This window comes from Vibrio ostreae, assembly GCF_019226825.1.
Taxonomy (GTDB): Bacteria; Pseudomonadota; Gammaproteobacteria; order Enterobacterales; family Vibrionaceae; genus Vibrio; species Vibrio ostreae.
In genome coordinates this window covers 1676066-1691838 of sequence record NZ_CP076643.1, presented here as the reverse complement: position 1 = coordinate 1691838, position 15773 = coordinate 1676066, and the positions used below count along the sequence as shown (strand labels likewise).

14 protein-coding genes are annotated in these 15773 nt (G+C 50.5%); 9 read left to right on the top strand and 5 right to left on the bottom strand.

Annotated elements, in window-relative coordinates; translation table 11 throughout:
- Positions 1–20: 20 nt before the first annotated feature.
- From KNV97_RS13815 to KNV97_RS13800, 4 genes are all read right to left on the bottom strand, one after another.
- Positions 21–1292: an outer membrane protein transport protein gene (locus KNV97_RS13815; protein WP_218563392.1), complete on the bottom strand. Its 1272-nt coding sequence runs from the start codon at positions 1290–1292 to the stop codon at positions 21–23.
- 300 nt (positions 1293–1592) lie between these two features.
- Positions 1593–2879 carry an outer membrane protein transport protein gene (locus KNV97_RS13810; protein WP_136484335.1) on the bottom strand — a complete coding sequence of 429 codons (1287 nt, stop codon included), beginning with the start codon at positions 2877–2879 and terminating at the stop codon, positions 1593–1595.
- Between the two features lie 232 nt (positions 2880–3111).
- Entirely contained in the window at positions 3112–3837 is a 726-nt protein-coding gene (locus KNV97_RS13805) for a DUF3379 domain-containing protein (protein WP_136484334.1), read from the bottom strand.
- Positions 3830–4336: a sigma-70 family RNA polymerase sigma factor gene (locus KNV97_RS13800; protein WP_240798158.1), complete on the bottom strand. Its 507-nt coding sequence runs from the start codon at positions 4334–4336 to the stop codon at positions 3830–3832. Before KNV97_RS13800 ends, KNV97_RS13805 begins: the two co-directional genes overlap by 8 nt.
- Before the next feature lie 645 nt (positions 4337–4981).
- Here KNV97_RS13800 and fadI point away from each other — a divergent pair.
- The 3 genes from fadI (at position 4982) to KNV97_RS13785 (ending at position 9170) form a co-directional block, all read left to right on the top strand.
- Positions 4982–6289, top strand: coding sequence for an acetyl-CoA C-acyltransferase FadI (fadI, locus tag KNV97_RS13795; protein WP_218563391.1), 1308 nt, complete (start codon positions 4982–4984; stop codon positions 6287–6289).
- The gene (fadJ, locus tag KNV97_RS13790; RefSeq protein ID WP_218563390.1) at positions 6289–8427 is read left to right on the top strand and encodes a fatty acid oxidation complex subunit alpha FadJ; all 2139 of its coding nucleotides are present in this window, start codon (positions 6289–6291) and stop codon (positions 8425–8427) included. The genes fadI and fadJ overlap by 1 nt, the downstream gene beginning before the upstream one ends.
- Before the next feature lie 194 nt (positions 8428–8621).
- Positions 8622–9170, top strand: a complete 549-nt coding sequence (locus KNV97_RS13785) for an NAD(P)H nitroreductase (protein ID WP_136484330.1) — start codon at positions 8622–8624, stop codon at positions 9168–9170.
- Positions 9171–9268: 98 nt separating this feature from the next.
- Here the strand turns inward: KNV97_RS13785 and KNV97_RS13780 are convergent, their stop codons facing one another.
- Positions 9269–10144: a LysR family transcriptional regulator gene (locus KNV97_RS13780; protein ID WP_136484329.1), complete on the bottom strand. Its 876-nt coding sequence runs from the start codon at positions 10142–10144 to the stop codon at positions 9269–9271.
- A 251-nt stretch (positions 10145–10395) separates the two neighbouring features.
- On the opposite strand from KNV97_RS13780, the gene KNV97_RS13775 reads away from it, so the two are divergent.
- The 6 genes from KNV97_RS13775 to KNV97_RS13755 all read left to right on the top strand — a co-directional run bounded on the left by KNV97_RS13775 (position 10396) and on the right by KNV97_RS13755 (position 15770).
- Positions 10396–11499 (top strand): response regulator, encoded by a 1104-nt coding sequence (locus KNV97_RS13775; RefSeq protein ID WP_136484328.1) that lies wholly within the window; start codon positions 10396–10398, stop codon positions 11497–11499.
- Positions 11500–11966: 467 nt separating this feature from the next.
- Positions 11967–12098, top strand: a complete 132-nt coding sequence (locus KNV97_RS22025) for a hypothetical protein (RefSeq protein ID WP_136484327.1) — start codon at positions 11967–11969, stop codon at positions 12096–12098.
- A 90-nt stretch (positions 12099–12188) separates the two neighbouring features.
- Positions 12189–12593, top strand: coding sequence for a YbaN family protein (locus KNV97_RS13770; protein ID WP_218563389.1), 405 nt, complete (start codon positions 12189–12191; stop codon positions 12591–12593).
- Positions 12594–12728: 135 nt separating this feature from the next.
- A complete protein-coding gene (gene apt, locus KNV97_RS13765) occupies positions 12729–13274 on the top strand; it encodes an adenine phosphoribosyltransferase (protein WP_218563388.1) in 546 nt (181 codons plus the stop codon).
- Positions 13275–13287: 13 nt separating this feature from the next.
- The gene (dnaX, locus tag KNV97_RS13760; protein ID WP_218563387.1) at positions 13288–15363 is read left to right on the top strand and encodes a DNA polymerase III subunit gamma/tau; all 2076 of its coding nucleotides are present in this window, start codon (positions 13288–13290) and stop codon (positions 15361–15363) included.
- 77 nt (positions 15364–15440) lie between these two features.
- Positions 15441–15770 carry a YbaB/EbfC family nucleoid-associated protein gene (locus KNV97_RS13755; protein WP_136484323.1) on the top strand — a complete coding sequence of 110 codons (330 nt, stop codon included), beginning with the start codon at positions 15441–15443 and terminating at the stop codon, positions 15768–15770.
- Positions 15771–15773: the final 3 nt, after the last annotated feature.

The following is a 15773-nucleotide window of genomic DNA, read 5'->3' as shown; positions in this document are numbered from 1 at the left end:
GATAAGCGAAAAAGAGGACGTCAGAACTGGTAACTGGCTTGCACACCGGCGATCCAGACATTGCCTGTGACCTGGGCATCGAAGGCGCCGCCAATCGCTGCTGCCGTCTGGTCGGATGCATCACGTGGCTCAGACATGGAAGCATCTTTGGCAAAAATATAGGTAAAGCCAGCGTCGATGGTCAGTTGTTGGGTGACGTTATAACCGGCACCGATGCTCAGCCAGGTGCGATCGGTTTCCGGAATCGTCGCAGTGCGATGTTCATCACTGACCGCGGAAAGGTCATACGCGATACCGCCACGCACTACCCAATCCTGGTTTAGGGCGTAGGTGGTACCAATGGCAAAGCGGTAGTTATCTTTCCAGTTTTCGGATTTGATCAAATCTGAACTGCCGTCGTTAAACTCGGCCGTCAGCTGATCAAATGTGCTCCAGTCGGTCCAGTTGATGCTGGTATGCACCGCCCAGCTTGGTGTCAACTGGTGGAAGGTCGCCAGTTCGGCGGTCGCCGGCAGCGTGACAGACAGCTTACCCGGTTTATGCGTACCATAGCTGATGCCTTCAGCATGTCCTTCGAAGTCCATCACGACTTCAGATTTATAAGTGATGGCTACCCGGTGTGCGTCATTGATCTGCCATGCAGTACCAACCTGCCAGCCCCAGCTCTCATCATCTCCTTCCATGTACTTTAGGGTCGTGCCTTGCGGCAGTGACAATGCGTTACGGGTCGGTGCGCTGGCACCAAAATGGCCTTCACCTTCAACATAACGAACACCGGCGCCAACGCTGACCGCGTCAGTTAATTTATACGCCAGGTTGAGGTTGGCTTCCATGGTTTCAATGTTGGCTGAATCACCAAAGTGACTGGCGTTGAAACCAGATAAGTCAGTTTTCATGCCGTAGTTGGTGCCCAGAGCAAAGCCGATGGCCCAGCGATCGTCGATCTGCTGAGAAAAGTAAAAGTTAGGGATGATAGCGTCATCGGCATAATCACTGGCACTGGCGTTTGTGCTGCCCAGCAGAGCGTGAGAAACGCTGCCGTCGACATCCACATTCGGATTAACGTAAACCGCACCGACTGACACTTGGGTCCCTTTCAGATACGTTAGCATGGCCGGGTTGCGCCACTGGGCGCTGGCGTTGTCCGCCATAGCGGCTTCACCGGCGTAAGCGCGTCCTAGTCCGGTGGCGGAGTATTCGGCTAATTGGAAGCCAGCTGCCTGAGTGACAGTTGAAACGCTCAATAAACCACATGCAATAGCAGAAGAGAGTAGAGTTTTATTTTTTGTCATTATCATGTTCGCTGAATTTATCTGAAAGTGGATCTGCGATCTTACGGGTAGAGCTTTTACTTTAAAAATTAAAATTGTCACAAAGTGGCTGTTTGAATAAATACACCGCAAAACGTACGATATTTGGTTAAATTAACTGATATTGATTGTAGGGGTATCGGATTTTCAGCGTACACATGTAGGGTGTAGTTGGTCTTTAGGCGAACGGATGTGCACTGAAAGAGTGAACAGTAGGACTCTGAAAACAAAAAAGGGCTGGTAAGCCAGCCCTTTAACGTGGTGTTGCGGATCTCAGTCAGCTTAGAAAGTACGGCTGTACTGTAAGCCCAATAGGATCGCGTCAGCATGAGTGGTTGCAGTCAGTGTTGTACCAGAATCATTCTCTTCAACATCAACGTCTTTACCCATCAGGTAAGTGGCACCAAAATCAACATTGGATTTGTCATCAATCTTGTAGGTAAAACCTGCAGATACCCACTGGCGGTCGGAATCAGGAACCGAAATAGAAGCCTTCTCATCCTGAGCACTGGTGTCGTACATGTAACCGGCGCGCAGGGTCCAGTCTTTGTTCAGGTAGTAAGTACCACCCAGAGAGTAGTGCCAGCCGTCCTGCCAGTTGTAGGATTTGTCGTAGCTACCGTTTGAGGTTGCACCGACCGCGGAACGTGAGGAATCCAGATTACGGAATTCGATTTTGTCAAAATCGCTCCAGCCGATCCATTGCACACTGTAGTGCACGGCAAACTTGGTGTCTTTGATCTTATGGAAACCAGAGAATTCAGCGATGTCCGGCAGTGGCAGGGTAATTTTCTGGCCTTCGTCATCTTTAGCTTCAAAGTCTGGGCTGTAACGGTAGGACAGACCAAAGCGGTTGTTTTCATCCAGTTCGTAAACCGTACCAAGGTTGAAACCAACCTCCCAGCCATCCGCTTTATCCACGTCCAAGAGCGAAGTGCCCTGACCTGGGATGACTGTTGCTGGTGGTACAACAACGGTTGACGGAGGGAAGCCCTCACCGGCAACTCGCTTCATCGTGCCTTGAGCATAGATTAGATCCAAGCCGGCGCCGAAGCTCCATTGCTTGTTCAGGCGGTAAGAACCGGATAAGCCGAAGTTGATACTTTTCACATCGGTCAGGCCACCGTATTCAGATGCCGCATAATTGTCTGAAAATTCGGTTTTAGTACCGAAGTTGGAGTAAGCGCTAAGACCCCAGGCAAATTGTTCGTTGACTGGCACAATCAGGTACAGGTTTGGCGCGACTGAGGTTGAACCTACATCATCTGTATCTTCTACAGATGGCGTATTACCTAAAACTCCTGTGTACTGAACGTCTTTGACATCGATGAGAGTGGTAATGGTCTCAAAGCCCAGCGATAGAGATGTTTCATCGAACAGCGCCATGGCGGCCGGGTTACGCGCTAATACAGATGCGTTATCCGCGATTACGGCATCACCGGCGAACGCACGGCCAAGGCCGGTTGCCGATTGTGCATTGAGCTGGAAGCCCGCAGCTACTGCTTGCTGCGTAGCCAGAGAGATTGTCACTGCTAATAGTGACTGCTTAAACAGACGCGTCTTGTTCATGCTTTTTTCCTTTTTATTTCGCCTCTTCGGGCGTTAGTTTGAGCAATTGCTCAGTTGGTGGCTGATACTAGACGCTAGTATATAAGATAGAAATCCGACCATTGTCTAATTGGACGGTAAAGTTACAGAATTGGAGGTTAATTGGCACGAAAATGCGGATAAATGTAAAAATTTAGAGTTTTAACTCTATTTTAACATTTAAAAACCCGCTCAATAGAGCGGGTCGGAAAGATTATTTTGATGATTTTATCATCGGCATCAGATGGCGGGCGATTTTGTCGACGTTTTCACCCTCGCCACCAACCAGTATCAGGCTCATATTACCAACCGGTTTAATCACGCCTGTCATGCCATTCTGGTTGAAATTGACTTTGCCTTCAGCGGGCATATGGGTCAAAAACAGCGTGACTTTGCCGGTTTCGCCTTGGAATACCACATGCAAGGCGTTGGAGTCTCCGAAACCGCAGTGGTTAAGGTAGTAGACGTGGTACGGAAAGCTCTTGTCGAACTGATAATGGAACGGGCGCATCTTGGCGTTGATTTGCCGTGAGCTGACCTGTTCGTCAATCGAAGCTACAAATCCTTCTTCATTCAACACGTGGCTGACCGCCATCTCTGCCAGGCTGGCCTGGGCAGGTGGCACCAACAGGTTACCCCAGTTCAGTTGGCCAGCCAGAAGGCCGAACACAAATGCGACCGAGGCGGCCATTGCCATGGCGCGGCGCATAAAGCGTGGACGCACAACATTATCATTGACGGCGTTATGGCTGAACAAGATACGATCCGCCAGGCTGTCGGGCACATCGACCCGCATCGCCTCGGCAATTTTCGCATCAAGATTGAGAATATCTTCCGCATACCTGGCGTGACTGTCACTGGCCGAGATGGCCTGTTGTATCTCTTTATCGCGATGCTTCGGATCGGACAGAATGCGACGACGGAATTCTAATTCATCCATTTTGCTGCCCTCTGTAGTTGTCTGCGGAATCTAACATGTCTTTCAATTGATTGCGGGCTCTGAATAAACGAGTCATCACCGTGTTTTTATTGAGCTCCAGTATATCGGCGATTTCTTCGCCACTAAAGCCACCGATTACCTGCAAAAAAAGCGGTTCGCGGTAATCGATGTCCAGTTTCATGATTTGTGCCTGCAGCCATTCCTGTTGATGATGTGCATCATCAGAGACTTTGGCTTCGCTACTATAATCATCCAAATCGACCAAATCGAATTGCTTGCGTTCGAAACGACGCGCATTCTCCCGGCGTAAGATGGTGATCAGCCAGGATTTTGCCGCCTTTTCATCTTGCAGGCTATCGAGTGATTTCCACGCGCGCAGGCAAGTTTCCTGCACCAGATCCTGAGCCACGCTTTGATCCTGGCACAGCCAGTAGGCATAGCGGTAGAGATCGCGGTGGTAAGCACGAACCAGTGCTTCATATTTTTTTTGTCTGTCCATACCGGTATTGACCGGAGGTTTGGAAAATTTCTTTCCGATTTTTTTCAGTAATGACACAAAATTCTCCGTGCGCGAACCGTATGTGCTCAGCTTACTTACCAGGCTGAGTCCCGGCTCGGTTGTGAAATGTGGTCAGAGATTGTTCTGAATCAAGTTTAGGCAGTAATGCCCCTTCAAAACCACGATAAAATTGATCTAATTCAAAATGTGCTGTGCTGAGCGCGCTATAGTGGTTCACGTCATCTAGTTAGTCCTTGTGGCTAGCGTGTTGAGCAAGATGACACTTCCTTTTGAAGGCTGACTTTACTTTCTCCTAATCAGGAAACTGATTACTTTTCAATTGGCGTAAGTTAATTGCTTGAATACATTCCGACCACACAGTTCTGTGTGGTTTTTTTTGCCGGTCATTTGCCAACCGACGGTACCGGTTACCGGCACAGCGTCAGGTTACCTGCATACGTGCTCTCTGTCTGTTTATTGAAAAACTTTCAATCTCTTTACTAACAACTGGGATGATTGTGCGAGAGTAAACAAGAAATCGTGTGTTTCAGTGTGCATATCACGTTTATTTAAACGCTCGTTTGATTGTGTTAACAACTTGGTTACAATGGGTTCAGGTCAGACCTCTTATTGGAAGGAGAAACAATGGGCACTCAGCAAGTCACAACACGTTCGGGAGAGCGTGTGGCTATCGTTGCGGGGCTACGTACGCCTTTTGCACGGCAAAGTACCGAGTTTGCGCAGGTTCCGGCGCTGGATCTGGGCAAAATGGTGGTCAGCGAAATGCTGGCACGTTGCGATTTGGATCCGGCATTGATTGAGCAAGTGGTGTTCGGTCAGGTTATTCAGATGCCTGCTGCGCCCAATATTGCGCGTGAAATTGTGCTCGGCACCGGAATGAACATCCATACTGACGCTTACAGCGTTACCCGAGCCTGTGCAACCAGCTTTCAGTCTGCGGTGAATGTCGCCGAGAGCATTATGGCCGGCACAATAGACATCGGTATTGCCGGCGGTGCGGACTCTTCTTCTGTACTGCCGATTGGCGTGTCTAAAAAGCTTGCTTCCGGTTTACTGGCTTTGAGTAAAACCAAAACTCTGGGCCAGAAACTGCAGGTTCTCAAATCCCTTTCGTTGAAAGATCTGATGCCGGTACCTCCTGCGGTCGCGGAGTATTCGACCGGTTTATCAATGGGACAAACCGCTGAGCAGATGGCGAAGTCACATGCGATTTCCCGCCATGATCAGGATGCTCTGGCTCATCGTTCTCATACGCTGGCTGCTAAGGCATGGCAGGAAGGGAAAATTCGTGATGAAGTGATGACGGCGTTTCCTGAGCCGTATAAAAAGTGGATCGACCGCGACAACAATATTCGTCATGACTCGACCCTGGAGGGTTATGCCAAACTGCGTCCGGCATTCGATCGCGATTACGGCAGTGTGACTGCAGCCAACAGTACACCACTTACCGACGGTGCTGCGGCAATCCTACTCATGCGGGAAGGAAAGGCTAAAGAGCTGGGTATGGAGATCATGGGTTATCTGCGCTCCTACGCCTTTTCTGCGATTGGCGTCGAACAGGACATGCTGATGGGGCCATCGTATGCCACACCTCTGGCGCTGGACAGAGCAGGTATTACCCTGGGCGATCTGACCTTAATTGATATGCATGAAGCCTTTGCCGCGCAAACACTGGCTAACCTGAAAATGTTCGCCAGTGATTCGTTTGCCCAGCAAAAGCTGGGGCGCAGTCAGGCGATTGGTGAAGTGGATATGGATAAATTTAACGTACTGGGTGGCTCTATCGCTTACGGCCATCCGTTTGCCGCAACCGGCGCTCGCATGATCACCCAGACTCTGCATGAGTTGAAACGACGCGGCGGTGGGTTGGCGCTCAATACCGCCTGTGCAGCTGGTGGCCTCGGTGCAGCCATGATTCTGGAGGTGGAGTAATGAGTGAAGCGAAAGCGTTCCAGCTGAGTGTGGATGAACAGCACATTGCCTGGCTGGCGATTGATGTTCCCGGTGAAAAAATGAATACCTTGCAGGCTGCGTTTGCCGATGAAATGGCTGCCGTTTTTGCCCGGCTCGACAGCCAGAAAAATCAGCTCAAAGGTTTGATTGTGCATTCACTCAAGCCGGACAACTTTATCGCAGGTGCTGATGTGCGCATGCTGGAGGCGTGTCAATCTGCTCCGGAAGCCCAGGCACTGGCAGTGCAAGGGCAGCAGATGTTTCAGCAATTGAGTGAGCTGCCGTTCCCGGTAGTGGCGGCGATTCATGGCCCTTGTCTCGGCGGTGGTCTGGAGCTCGCTCTGGCTTGTGATTACCGGGTTTGCAGCGATGATGATAAAACCCGGCTGGGCCTGCCGGAAGTCATGCTGGGGCTGCTGCCTGGCTCCGGTGGGACCCAGCGCTTACCGCGTTTAATCGGTTTGCTGCCAGCATTAGATTTGATTCTGACTGGTAAACAATTACGTGCCCAAAAGGCCAAAAAGCTTGGTGTGGTGGATGCGTGTGTGCCGCAATCGGTGTTACTCGATGTGGCCAGAAGCTTTATCGACAACAAGGGTAAGCGAAAGTCTCCGCTTAAGCTGTCGGCAAAAGAACGTCTGATGTCGCGTACCGGTGTCGGCCGTAAAGTGATCTTCGATCAGGCTGAGAAAAAGACCCGGCAGAAGACACGCGATAATTATCCTGCCGCCAAAGCGATTCTGGAAGTGATCCAACATGGTCTGGAAAAGGGATTGCAGCCTGGCCTGGAACTTGAGGCCAAGCGCTTCGGTGAACTGGTGATGACCTCTGAGTCCAAAGCACTGCGCTCGATTTTCTTCGCTACCACAGAAATGAAAAAAGACCATGGCGGCGACGCTAAACCCGCTAAAGTGCGCCGGATTAGTGTGCTTGGCGGGGGGCTGATGGGCGCGGGGATCAGCCACGTCAGTGTTGCGAAAGCCGGGCTGCCGGTACGAATTAAAGATGTGTCTAATGACGGTGTGCTTAACGCATTAAGTTACAACTATAAGTTGTTCACTAAGCAGCGTAAGCGCCGCATTCTGAGCCAGGCGCAGTTGCAGGCTAAAATGACCCTGCTCAGTGGTGGAACCGATTTTACTGCCTTTAACCACACTGATGTGGTGATTGAAGCGGTATTTGAAGATCTGAAACTTAAGCAGCAAATGGTGGCGGATATTGAAGCCAATGCACAGGATAGCACCATCTTCGCTACCAATACTTCTTCTCTGCCGATTGGTCAGATAGCGGAGAAAGCTGCGCGCCCGCAACAGATTGTCGGCCTGCATTATTTTAGTCCGGTGGAGAAAATGCCGCTGGTGGAAGTCATCCCTCACGCGACCACATCGGATCAAACCATCGCGACTGTGGTCGAGCTGGCGCGTAAGCAGGGTAAAACGCCGATTGTAGTCAAAGACTGTGCCGGATTTTATGTGAACCGTATTCTTGCACCTTACATGAATGAAGCCGCGCAGATCCTGATGGGCGGTGAGCCGATTGAGCGTTTGGATTCTGCGTTGCTTGATTTTGGTTTCCCGGTTGGACCTATCACGCTGCTCGATGAAGTGGGTGTCGACATTGGCGCCAAGATCATGCCGATTCTGATTAATGAGCTTGGTCCGAGATTTAAAGGTCCGGAAGTCTTTGACACTCTGCTCAAGGATGGCCGCAAAGGGCGTAAAGCCGGTAAAGGTTTCTATCTTTATAAAGGCAGCAAAAAGAAAGAGGTGGATAAATCGGTCTATAAGCTGCTTAAACTGACGCCGCAATCGAAGCTGAGTGATAAAGATATCGCGATGCGCTGTATATTGCCGATGTTAAATGAGGCGGTACGTTGCTTAGATGAGGGCATCATCCGCAGTCCGCGTGACGGTGATATCGGCGCTATCTTCGGGATTGGATTTCCGCCATTTCTCGGTGGTCCGTTCCGTTATATCGATCAGATTGGGATTAAAGCTCTGGTTGAGATAATGAACCAGCACGCTGAAAAATACGGTGACCGCTTTGCGCCTTGTGATGGGCTGGTGACCCGGGCAGGATTGGGTGAGAGCTTTTATGCGGGATCAGTGGCGACATAAATAGCGGGCATGATCCGACATCAGCGGGGCCAGTATCGGCCCCGCTTTTTTATTTGCTCCGACTTTGCCTTGGCTGACGTTTCCCGGCTTACGCTTTCCAATAAAGGCGGTGATGCGTGATGGCTGGTATTCTAACTTGTCTGCCGAGTGTGCTAGCATTACCCGAATAATCAAGAACCTAAGAAGGACCCAATATGGACGCTCTTGAACTGCTGTTAAACCGTCGCTCGGTCGCCAAACTGGAAGCACCTGCGCCGGAAGGTAAAGCGCTGGAGAACATCATTCGCGCGGGCCTGCGTGCACCGGACCACGCCAATCTGACCCCGTGGCGCTTTGTGATTGCTCAGGGGCGCGGTTTGCAGAAACTGTCCGATATTCTGGTTAAGGCAGCGCTGGCAGAAAACAGTGAAGAAGCCGTGGTCACCAAACTGAAGAATGCGCCGTTTCGTGCCCCGATGGTCATTACGGTGATTGCCAAGGTCACGCCGCATGAGAAAGTTCCGGCACTGGAGCAGCATTTATCGGCTGGCTGTGCGGTGCAGGCGATGCAAATGGCAGCGGTAGCACAAGGCTATCAGGGGATCTGGCGTTCAGGTAACTGGATGTTCCATGCCGATGTGCGTGCGGCATTTGGTCTGGAAGGTGAAGATGAAATCGTCGGTTTCCTGTATCTTGGGACCCCGACCAGCACTCCGATGAAAGCTCCGGAACGTGAGCTGAGCCAGTTTGTGGAATACCTATAACTGCGCTGAATGTCAGCCTGTATGCCTTCTGTTCGGACCAGAACAAAAAATGCCAGTAACGCTAAGTTACTGGCATTTTATTGGGTTACTGTAGCCTGTTAGTGAATGTTGTAGGCAATCACGAAATCTATGAACAAGCGCACTTTCTCCGGCAGATGGTCTTTATGGTTGTAGAGCATATAGATGTCGCGCGGGTTAGCACTCCAGTCTTCCAGCACCCGAACCAGGCTGCCGTCGGCAATAAATTCGCGCAGCATGACGTCTGGCATCAGAGTGATGCCTAAACCTTCGGAGCAGGCGCTGCGCACGACATTCAGTGCGTTGGCCTGAAAGCGTCCTTTGTCGTTGTTGGTGACGACTTCGCCTTTGGTGCTGGTCAGTTGCCACTTGATCAGCGGGTAGCCTTTCAGCAGTGAGTGACGCACCAGATCTTCGGCATGTTTTGGCGCCGGATTGGTGGCCAGGTACTCCGGGCTTGCGACCAAAATATCTTTCACATCGCTGATTTTACGGGCGATCAGGCTAGAGTCTCGTTGTGGTCCGACCCGGAAAATGACATCCCATTCGGTTGGGTCAAGCTGATCCGCATGGTTGCTGGTGGTCAGCTCAATATTGATTTCAGGATACTCGCGCATGAAGTCATTGAACATCGGCATCATCATGCGTTTGGTCAAATTGTAGGGCGCTGAAATCTTAATTTTACCGGAGGCACCACGACATTCATCGGTAATCTCTTCCGTCATGGAAGCCAGGCGCTGCAGCAAGGGTGAGCAATCTTTAAAGAAACGTTCACCGGCTTCGGTCAGCGACAGTTTACGAGCGTGGCGATTCAAAAGTCTTAGATTCAGCGAATCTTCAAGCGCTTGAATGCGTCGGGTAATGGTCGCTACAGGTATCATCGTCTTACGAGAAGTGGCGGTGTAGCTACCGTTTTCGACAACCAGTCGAAAAAGGTTTAGATCATCTAGTTTCATCGTTCCTGACACATTATTTTACGAATTTGAGTAATTTATACGGATATCCAAAGGCAAAGATTGAGTGATGTCAACTTGTTGGACGATTTGTGATATTCCATACATATAGTATGCAACCCAGGTGCAAAGTGGAATATTTGTATAAATCTTATTTCAAGGCTACTTTTAAGTAACGTGAGAAACCATCTTATAACAATAATTCAAATTGTGAACAGCAAACACATTGCAAACGCATAGTGGGGTAGGGAGCTATGTACAAAACACACATCGAAACGCCAGATATTTCGGCTGCCAAAGTGCCAGATGAGAAGTTAATTATGCTGGTGGATGACGACCCGATATTCAGGCGTATCACCAGCGGTTACCTGTCTGCGCAAGGCTATAAAGTGATGGAAGCTGAAGACGGACTGGACGGGCTGAGGAAACTGAGGAAGACCGAACCGGATTTGGTGCTGTGTGATTTGTCGATGCCCGTGCTGGACGGTATTGAGTTTGTGGAAGAGGTCAGCCTGGAGTATCCGTCGCTGCCCATGATTGTGGTGTCGGCCACCGACGAAATGTCCGACGTTGCCAAAGCGCTGCGTTATGGCATTAAAGATTTCCTCGCCAAGCCGATTGGCAATCATGAACACTTAAGTTGTGCCATTGAGAGTACGCTCGAGGACACCTGTAACCATTTGGCGGATCAACGCGATTTTGCCAGTCAGTGGTTCCAGGTCGATGGCGGCGGTGATATTCCTGAAGAGCAGGAGTTGCACTGGCATCTGGAGTATTTGCGAGACAACCCGAGTGCGGCCAAAGATCTGTTACATGCGTTGCTGCCGGAAAAAGACACTGCGCAGGGCGCGTGGAAATGCAGCTATCGTCTGTTGCAGTCAGCGGATGTGATGCCGTTAGTGTTTGACTATGCGTGGCTGATGAATGGTCAGTTTGCGTTTTATGTGGTGGATTCATCGAGTAGCCACGACAAAGGGGTGGCAAGTACTTTGCTGGTCCGTGCCCTGTTTAATGATTACTTACGTAACTTGCGCAGTTTTAGTGCCGATCTGAAAGATCTGGCGGAGATTGTCGAGCGTGGACTGGAATGCTCCGAGTGCGCCGAGCCCGTCGCGGCTCTGTTTGGGGTTGCTAATTTGTCAGACGGAACCTTGTCTCTCTTGCCCGCCGGGCTGGATAGCCAGTGGTCGAACGGTTACATGACGCAGCACATAGCCGCGGGAGTGAACCTGGGTGAAAACTGCCTTAAAAACTTCATTACCAAAGACTTACTGATTCACGATGCCTGTCAGCTGTCGTTGAGTTGTCTCGGATCCTGTAGCTTTGTGCTGGACATTTATCAGGGCAGCAATAACTGATCGTAGACTGCAACTGACAGCAGGCCAGAGCGATGGACACTGGCTCGGTTGCTTTGGTTGCTTTTAGTTACCCTTTTAGCTACCTCAGGTAACTTAGTTGCTTTGGTAATATGGGTAGTGTACGTCAATCATATTTTGTCAGATGCAGGGCTTTGGCCCTGCATTTTCTTTTCAGCAGTTGAGCTGGTTTGCATCAGGGTTATCACGTGCAAAGGCAAATGTGAGCCAGTTAACCGGTTACTAATATCCCTGTTTATAGTCAGTGTTTATGGTGGGTTGTTTAAGTTATAGTCAGCGTCAATAATTAACCACCGCCTGGCGTGCGGTTTGGGATAACGCCGGCTGTAGCAAGCCTATTTCCGCAGTAAGTCGCCATAAAGTCGGGGATAAGCTGGTTTACTGGAGACGGGAGTCGGCAATAACAAGTCGGCAATAACAAAAAGTCACCTACAACAGAGAAGCGAATCATGGCAGACAAAGAGTTTAAAGAACCTTATAATGTTTTATACTTTTTAGGTTTCATCCTGGCCCTGTTAGTACCGACCTTACCTGCGACCCTGACCTGGCTTCGTGTGGTCAATGGTTACGCCGGGTTCTGATATCGGTTAAGGTTGGAATGACGGCTGCCTGCCGCTCATTCCACCAACGCGCTACCATGCTTTTGACCAGGTAGCGCGCACAATAGTTAAGTGAGGTTCACCATCAATATTCGACATGCTGTACTCAATGTTGTTGGTGTGCTGAGCGTTTGCCTGGGTGTCCTGGGTATCGTACTTCCTCTTCTTCCCACCACGCCCTTTATTCTGCTGGCCAGTGCGTGTTTTTTCCGCAGTAGCCCCAGATTTCATCGCTGGTTGCATGAGCATTCGCTGTTCGGGCCGATCATTATCAACTGGCAGCAGAACAAAGCAGTATCGAAGCAGGTTAAGCAACGCGGTTGCGTATTTATTGTCCTCAGCTTTGCGCTTTCTATCGCTGTTGTTCCTCATCTTTGGTTAAAGAGTCTGCTGTTGGTCGGTTTAGTGGTGCTGATTATCGTGTTTCTGCGTCTTCCTACTCACGAGCTGGTTGCTAACCAACAAGAAAATCACTAGCATTGTGGAGAAGTGTGCCCGCTCTTCGAGTGGGCGTTTGTTTTTTCGGCACATGGAAAGTTTTTTACAGTGCAGAAACCGTAAATACCCCAAGCGGAGAGATGCCGCGTCGGGCCAATCAAAGTTAATTTTGTTATGACAACCGAAACTCTTTCACTGATTAAATCCAGCATCAAAAGCATTGAGAACTATCCAAAGCCGGGCATTTTGTTCCGCGACGTGACCAGTCTGCTTGAAGATGCTAAAGCTTACCAGGCGACTATCCAGCTGTTTGTTGATCGTTACAAAGAGATGGGGTTCACCAAGGTAGTGGGCACAGAAGCACGTGGTTTCCTGTTTGGTGCGCCACTGGCTCTGGAGCTGGGGTTAGGTTTTGTTCCTGTTCGTAAACCAGGCAAACTGCCACGTGAAACCGTGGGTCAGACTTACGATCTGGAATACGGTACAGACACACTGGAAATTCACGTAGACGCTATTCAGTCAGGCGACAAAGTACTGGTGGTGGACGATCTGCTGGCAACCGGCGGTACCATCGAAGCGACAGCAAAACTGATTCGTCAACTGGGCGGTGAAGTGGAGCATGCGGCGTTCGTAATCAATCTGCCAGAAATTGGTGGTGACAAGCGGCTGGAAGGTTTAGGCTTGAACGTTTACAGCATCTGTGAATTTGAAGGTCACTAAATCGGAAGGTTTCATGAGTTATCTAGCCTTAGCGCGAAAGTGGCGGCCCACAAAATTTAAAGAAGTCGTGGGTCAGGCACATGTATTAACAGCTTTAGAAAATGCTCTGGCACAGAACCGTCTCCACCATGCGTACCTGTTCAGCGGAACACGCGGTGTCGGTAAAACGACCATAGGTCGTCTGTTTGCTAAAGGGCTGAACTGTGAAACGGGCATTACGGCTACCCCTTGTGGTGAGTGTGATACCTGTAAAGAGATTGATCAGGGCCGTTTTGTTGACCTGTTAGAGATCGATGCTGCTTCACGAACCAAAGTTGAAGATACGCGCGAACTGCTGGATAACGTGCAATACAAACCGGCCCGTGGCCGGTTTAAAGTCTACCTGATTGACGAAGTACACATGCTTTCGCGCCACAGTTTTAACGCTTTGCTTAAAACGCTTGAAGAGCCGCCTGAGTATGTGAAATTCCTGCTCGCGACGACCGATCCGCAAAAACTGCCGGTCACCATTTTGTCGCGTTGTCTGCAGTTTCACCTCAAACCGATCAACGTTGACACCATTACTGAGCAGCTCAGTCATATTCTGCAGCAAGAGCAGGTCGACAGTGAGGCGAAAGCCCTGTCACTGATTGCGCACGCTGCCGATGGCAGTATGCGTGATGCGCTCAGCCTGACCGATCAGGCCATTGCTTTGGGTAATGGTCAGGTACAGAAAGATGTTGTGGCACATATGCTCGGCACGCTCGATACCGATCAGGCACTCCATCTGCTCCAGGCCATCAGCAGTCAGCAACCACAAACCGTGATGGAGCGTATCGACGCTCTGGCGCAAAACGGGGTTGAGTGGGATGGTCTGTTGCAACAGCTCGCGACTCAATTGCACCGTGTTGCCATGTATCAGGCGCTGCCTTCCAGTGTCGATAAAGCGCAGCCGGATGCTGAGCAAATCCAGTGGCTCGCCAAAGCATTGGCGCCGCAGGATGTCCAACTCTATTACCAAATCGCGCTCAAAGGCCGGGATGATCTGGCGCTGTCACCCACCCCGCGTATCGGGATTGAGATGATTGCGCTGCGTATGATGGCATTTCGTCCATCACAGGCCTCGCTGGCAAATGTAATTGCGCCGCAGCCGGCCGCTCAGCCGCAGGCACAAATGCCGCCGCAGGCGGTTCAGGCTCAAGCGGCGACGCAGCCTTCAGAACCGGCATCCGGCTATGCTCCGGCTACTCAGCCAAGCATGCCTGCGAATCCGCAAAGCATGCCAGCCAATTCGACGGAAAGCGGTGGCTATCAGCAGCCAATGCCATCTGATAGTTCAGAACCGGCACCTCAGCCAGCGCAGCAGGTTCAGGTTACCCCACAACAAGCTCCGCCGGCATCACCGGTTGCAGGGCTGCGCCATCAACTGCGCTCGCAGCGTCAGGGGCTAGCGCAAAAGGGTAATGATACAAAAAAGTCTGATGCGACATCTGCCAAGCCGGTTTCGGTTCTTGAGCGTGTAGCCCTGCGTGGTCAGCATGCCGCGCAGATGTCGCCCAATACTGCGCAGCAGAGCGAAGATCAAGAGCCGAGTGATGAAGCTTACCAGTGGCGCCCGATGCAAGAAGCGCCGATTGAAGCGCCACAAAAAAATGAGCTGACTCCAACCCAGATTAAACGCGCGCTGGAGCATGAAAAAACGCCGGAGATGACGCAAAAGCTTATCGATGAGGCGAATGCCCAGGATGAGTGGGCTGCCCTTATCCAGCGCCTCAATACGCCTAAGCTGGTGGAGCAGTTAGCACTTAACTCGACTTACCGTAAACAGGGGGCAACCATTGAGCTGACTCTGCGTGCGACTCATGCCCACCTCAACACCGACCGTGCCCAGAGTGAACTTCTGCAGGCATTAAATGACCAACTTAATGAAGAGTGTCAATTGTCGGTGACTATTGGTGAAGAGGGCGAAACGCCGCTGGAATTGAGAGAGCGCCTGTATCAGAGCAAACTTTCACAAGCGATTGATAACCTTGTGGCAGATCCCAACGTACAATTTATTGAACGCCGTTTTAGCGCTGCTCTCGATAAAGACAGTGTTAGACCGATATAACTGCGACTGTGGACTTGAGATTTCGCTCAATTACCCCCACAGTATGTGAAACAATGAGATAAACCAGAGAGATAAAGATGTTTGGTAAAGGCGGAATGGGCAACCTGATGAAGCAAGCCCAACAGATGCAAGATCGCATGCAAAAGCTTCAAGAAGAAATTGCAAACATGGAAATCACCGGTGAATCTGGTGCTGGCCTGGTTAAAGTCACTATCACTGGTAGTCACAGCGTACGTCGTGTCGAAATCGACGACAGCCTGATGGAAGACGACAAAGAAATGCTGGAAGACCTGATTGCAGCTGCATTTAACGATGCGGCGCGTCGCGTTGAAGAAACTCAGAAAGAAAAAATGGCAAGCGTTACCGGAGGTATGCAACTACCACCGGGTATGAAAATGCCGTTTTAATTA

What these genes read in the sequence shown, in the direction of transcription:
- KNV97_RS13815 (WP_218563392.1), bottom strand. Translation starts at nt 1,292, where the DNA reads ATGACAAAAAATAAAACTCTACTCTCTTCTGCTATTGCATGTGGTTTA.
- KNV97_RS13810 (WP_136484335.1), bottom strand. Translation starts at nt 2,879, where the DNA reads ATGAACAAGACGCGTCTGTTTAAGCAGTCACTATTAGCAGTGACAATC.
- KNV97_RS13805 (WP_136484334.1), bottom strand. Translation starts at nt 3,837, where the DNA reads ATGGATGAATTAGAATTCCGTCGTCGCATTCTGTCCGATCCGAAGCAT.
- KNV97_RS13800 (WP_240798158.1), bottom strand. Translation starts at nt 4,336, where the DNA reads ATGGACAGACAAAAAAAATATGAAGCACTGGTTCGTGCTTACCACCGC.
- fadI (WP_218563391.1), top strand. Translation starts at nt 4,982, where the DNA reads ATGGGCACTCAGCAAGTCACAACACGTTCGGGAGAGCGTGTGGCTATC.
- fadJ (WP_218563390.1), top strand. Translation starts at nt 6,289, where the DNA reads ATGAGTGAAGCGAAAGCGTTCCAGCTGAGTGTGGATGAACAGCACATT.
- KNV97_RS13785 (WP_136484330.1), top strand. Translation starts at nt 8,622, where the DNA reads ATGGACGCTCTTGAACTGCTGTTAAACCGTCGCTCGGTCGCCAAACTG.
- KNV97_RS13780 (WP_136484329.1), bottom strand. Translation starts at nt 10,144, where the DNA reads ATGAAACTAGATGATCTAAACCTTTTTCGACTGGTTGTCGAAAACGGT.
- KNV97_RS13775 (WP_136484328.1), top strand. Translation starts at nt 10,396, where the DNA reads ATGTACAAAACACACATCGAAACGCCAGATATTTCGGCTGCCAAAGTG.
- KNV97_RS22025 (WP_136484327.1), top strand. Translation starts at nt 11,967, where the DNA reads ATGGCAGACAAAGAGTTTAAAGAACCTTATAATGTTTTATACTTTTTA.
- apt (WP_218563388.1), top strand. Translation starts at nt 12,729, where the DNA reads ATGACAACCGAAACTCTTTCACTGATTAAATCCAGCATCAAAAGCATT.
- dnaX (WP_218563387.1), top strand. Translation starts at nt 13,288, where the DNA reads ATGAGTTATCTAGCCTTAGCGCGAAAGTGGCGGCCCACAAAATTTAAA.
- KNV97_RS13755 (WP_136484323.1), top strand. Translation starts at nt 15,441, where the DNA reads ATGTTTGGTAAAGGCGGAATGGGCAACCTGATGAAGCAAGCCCAACAG.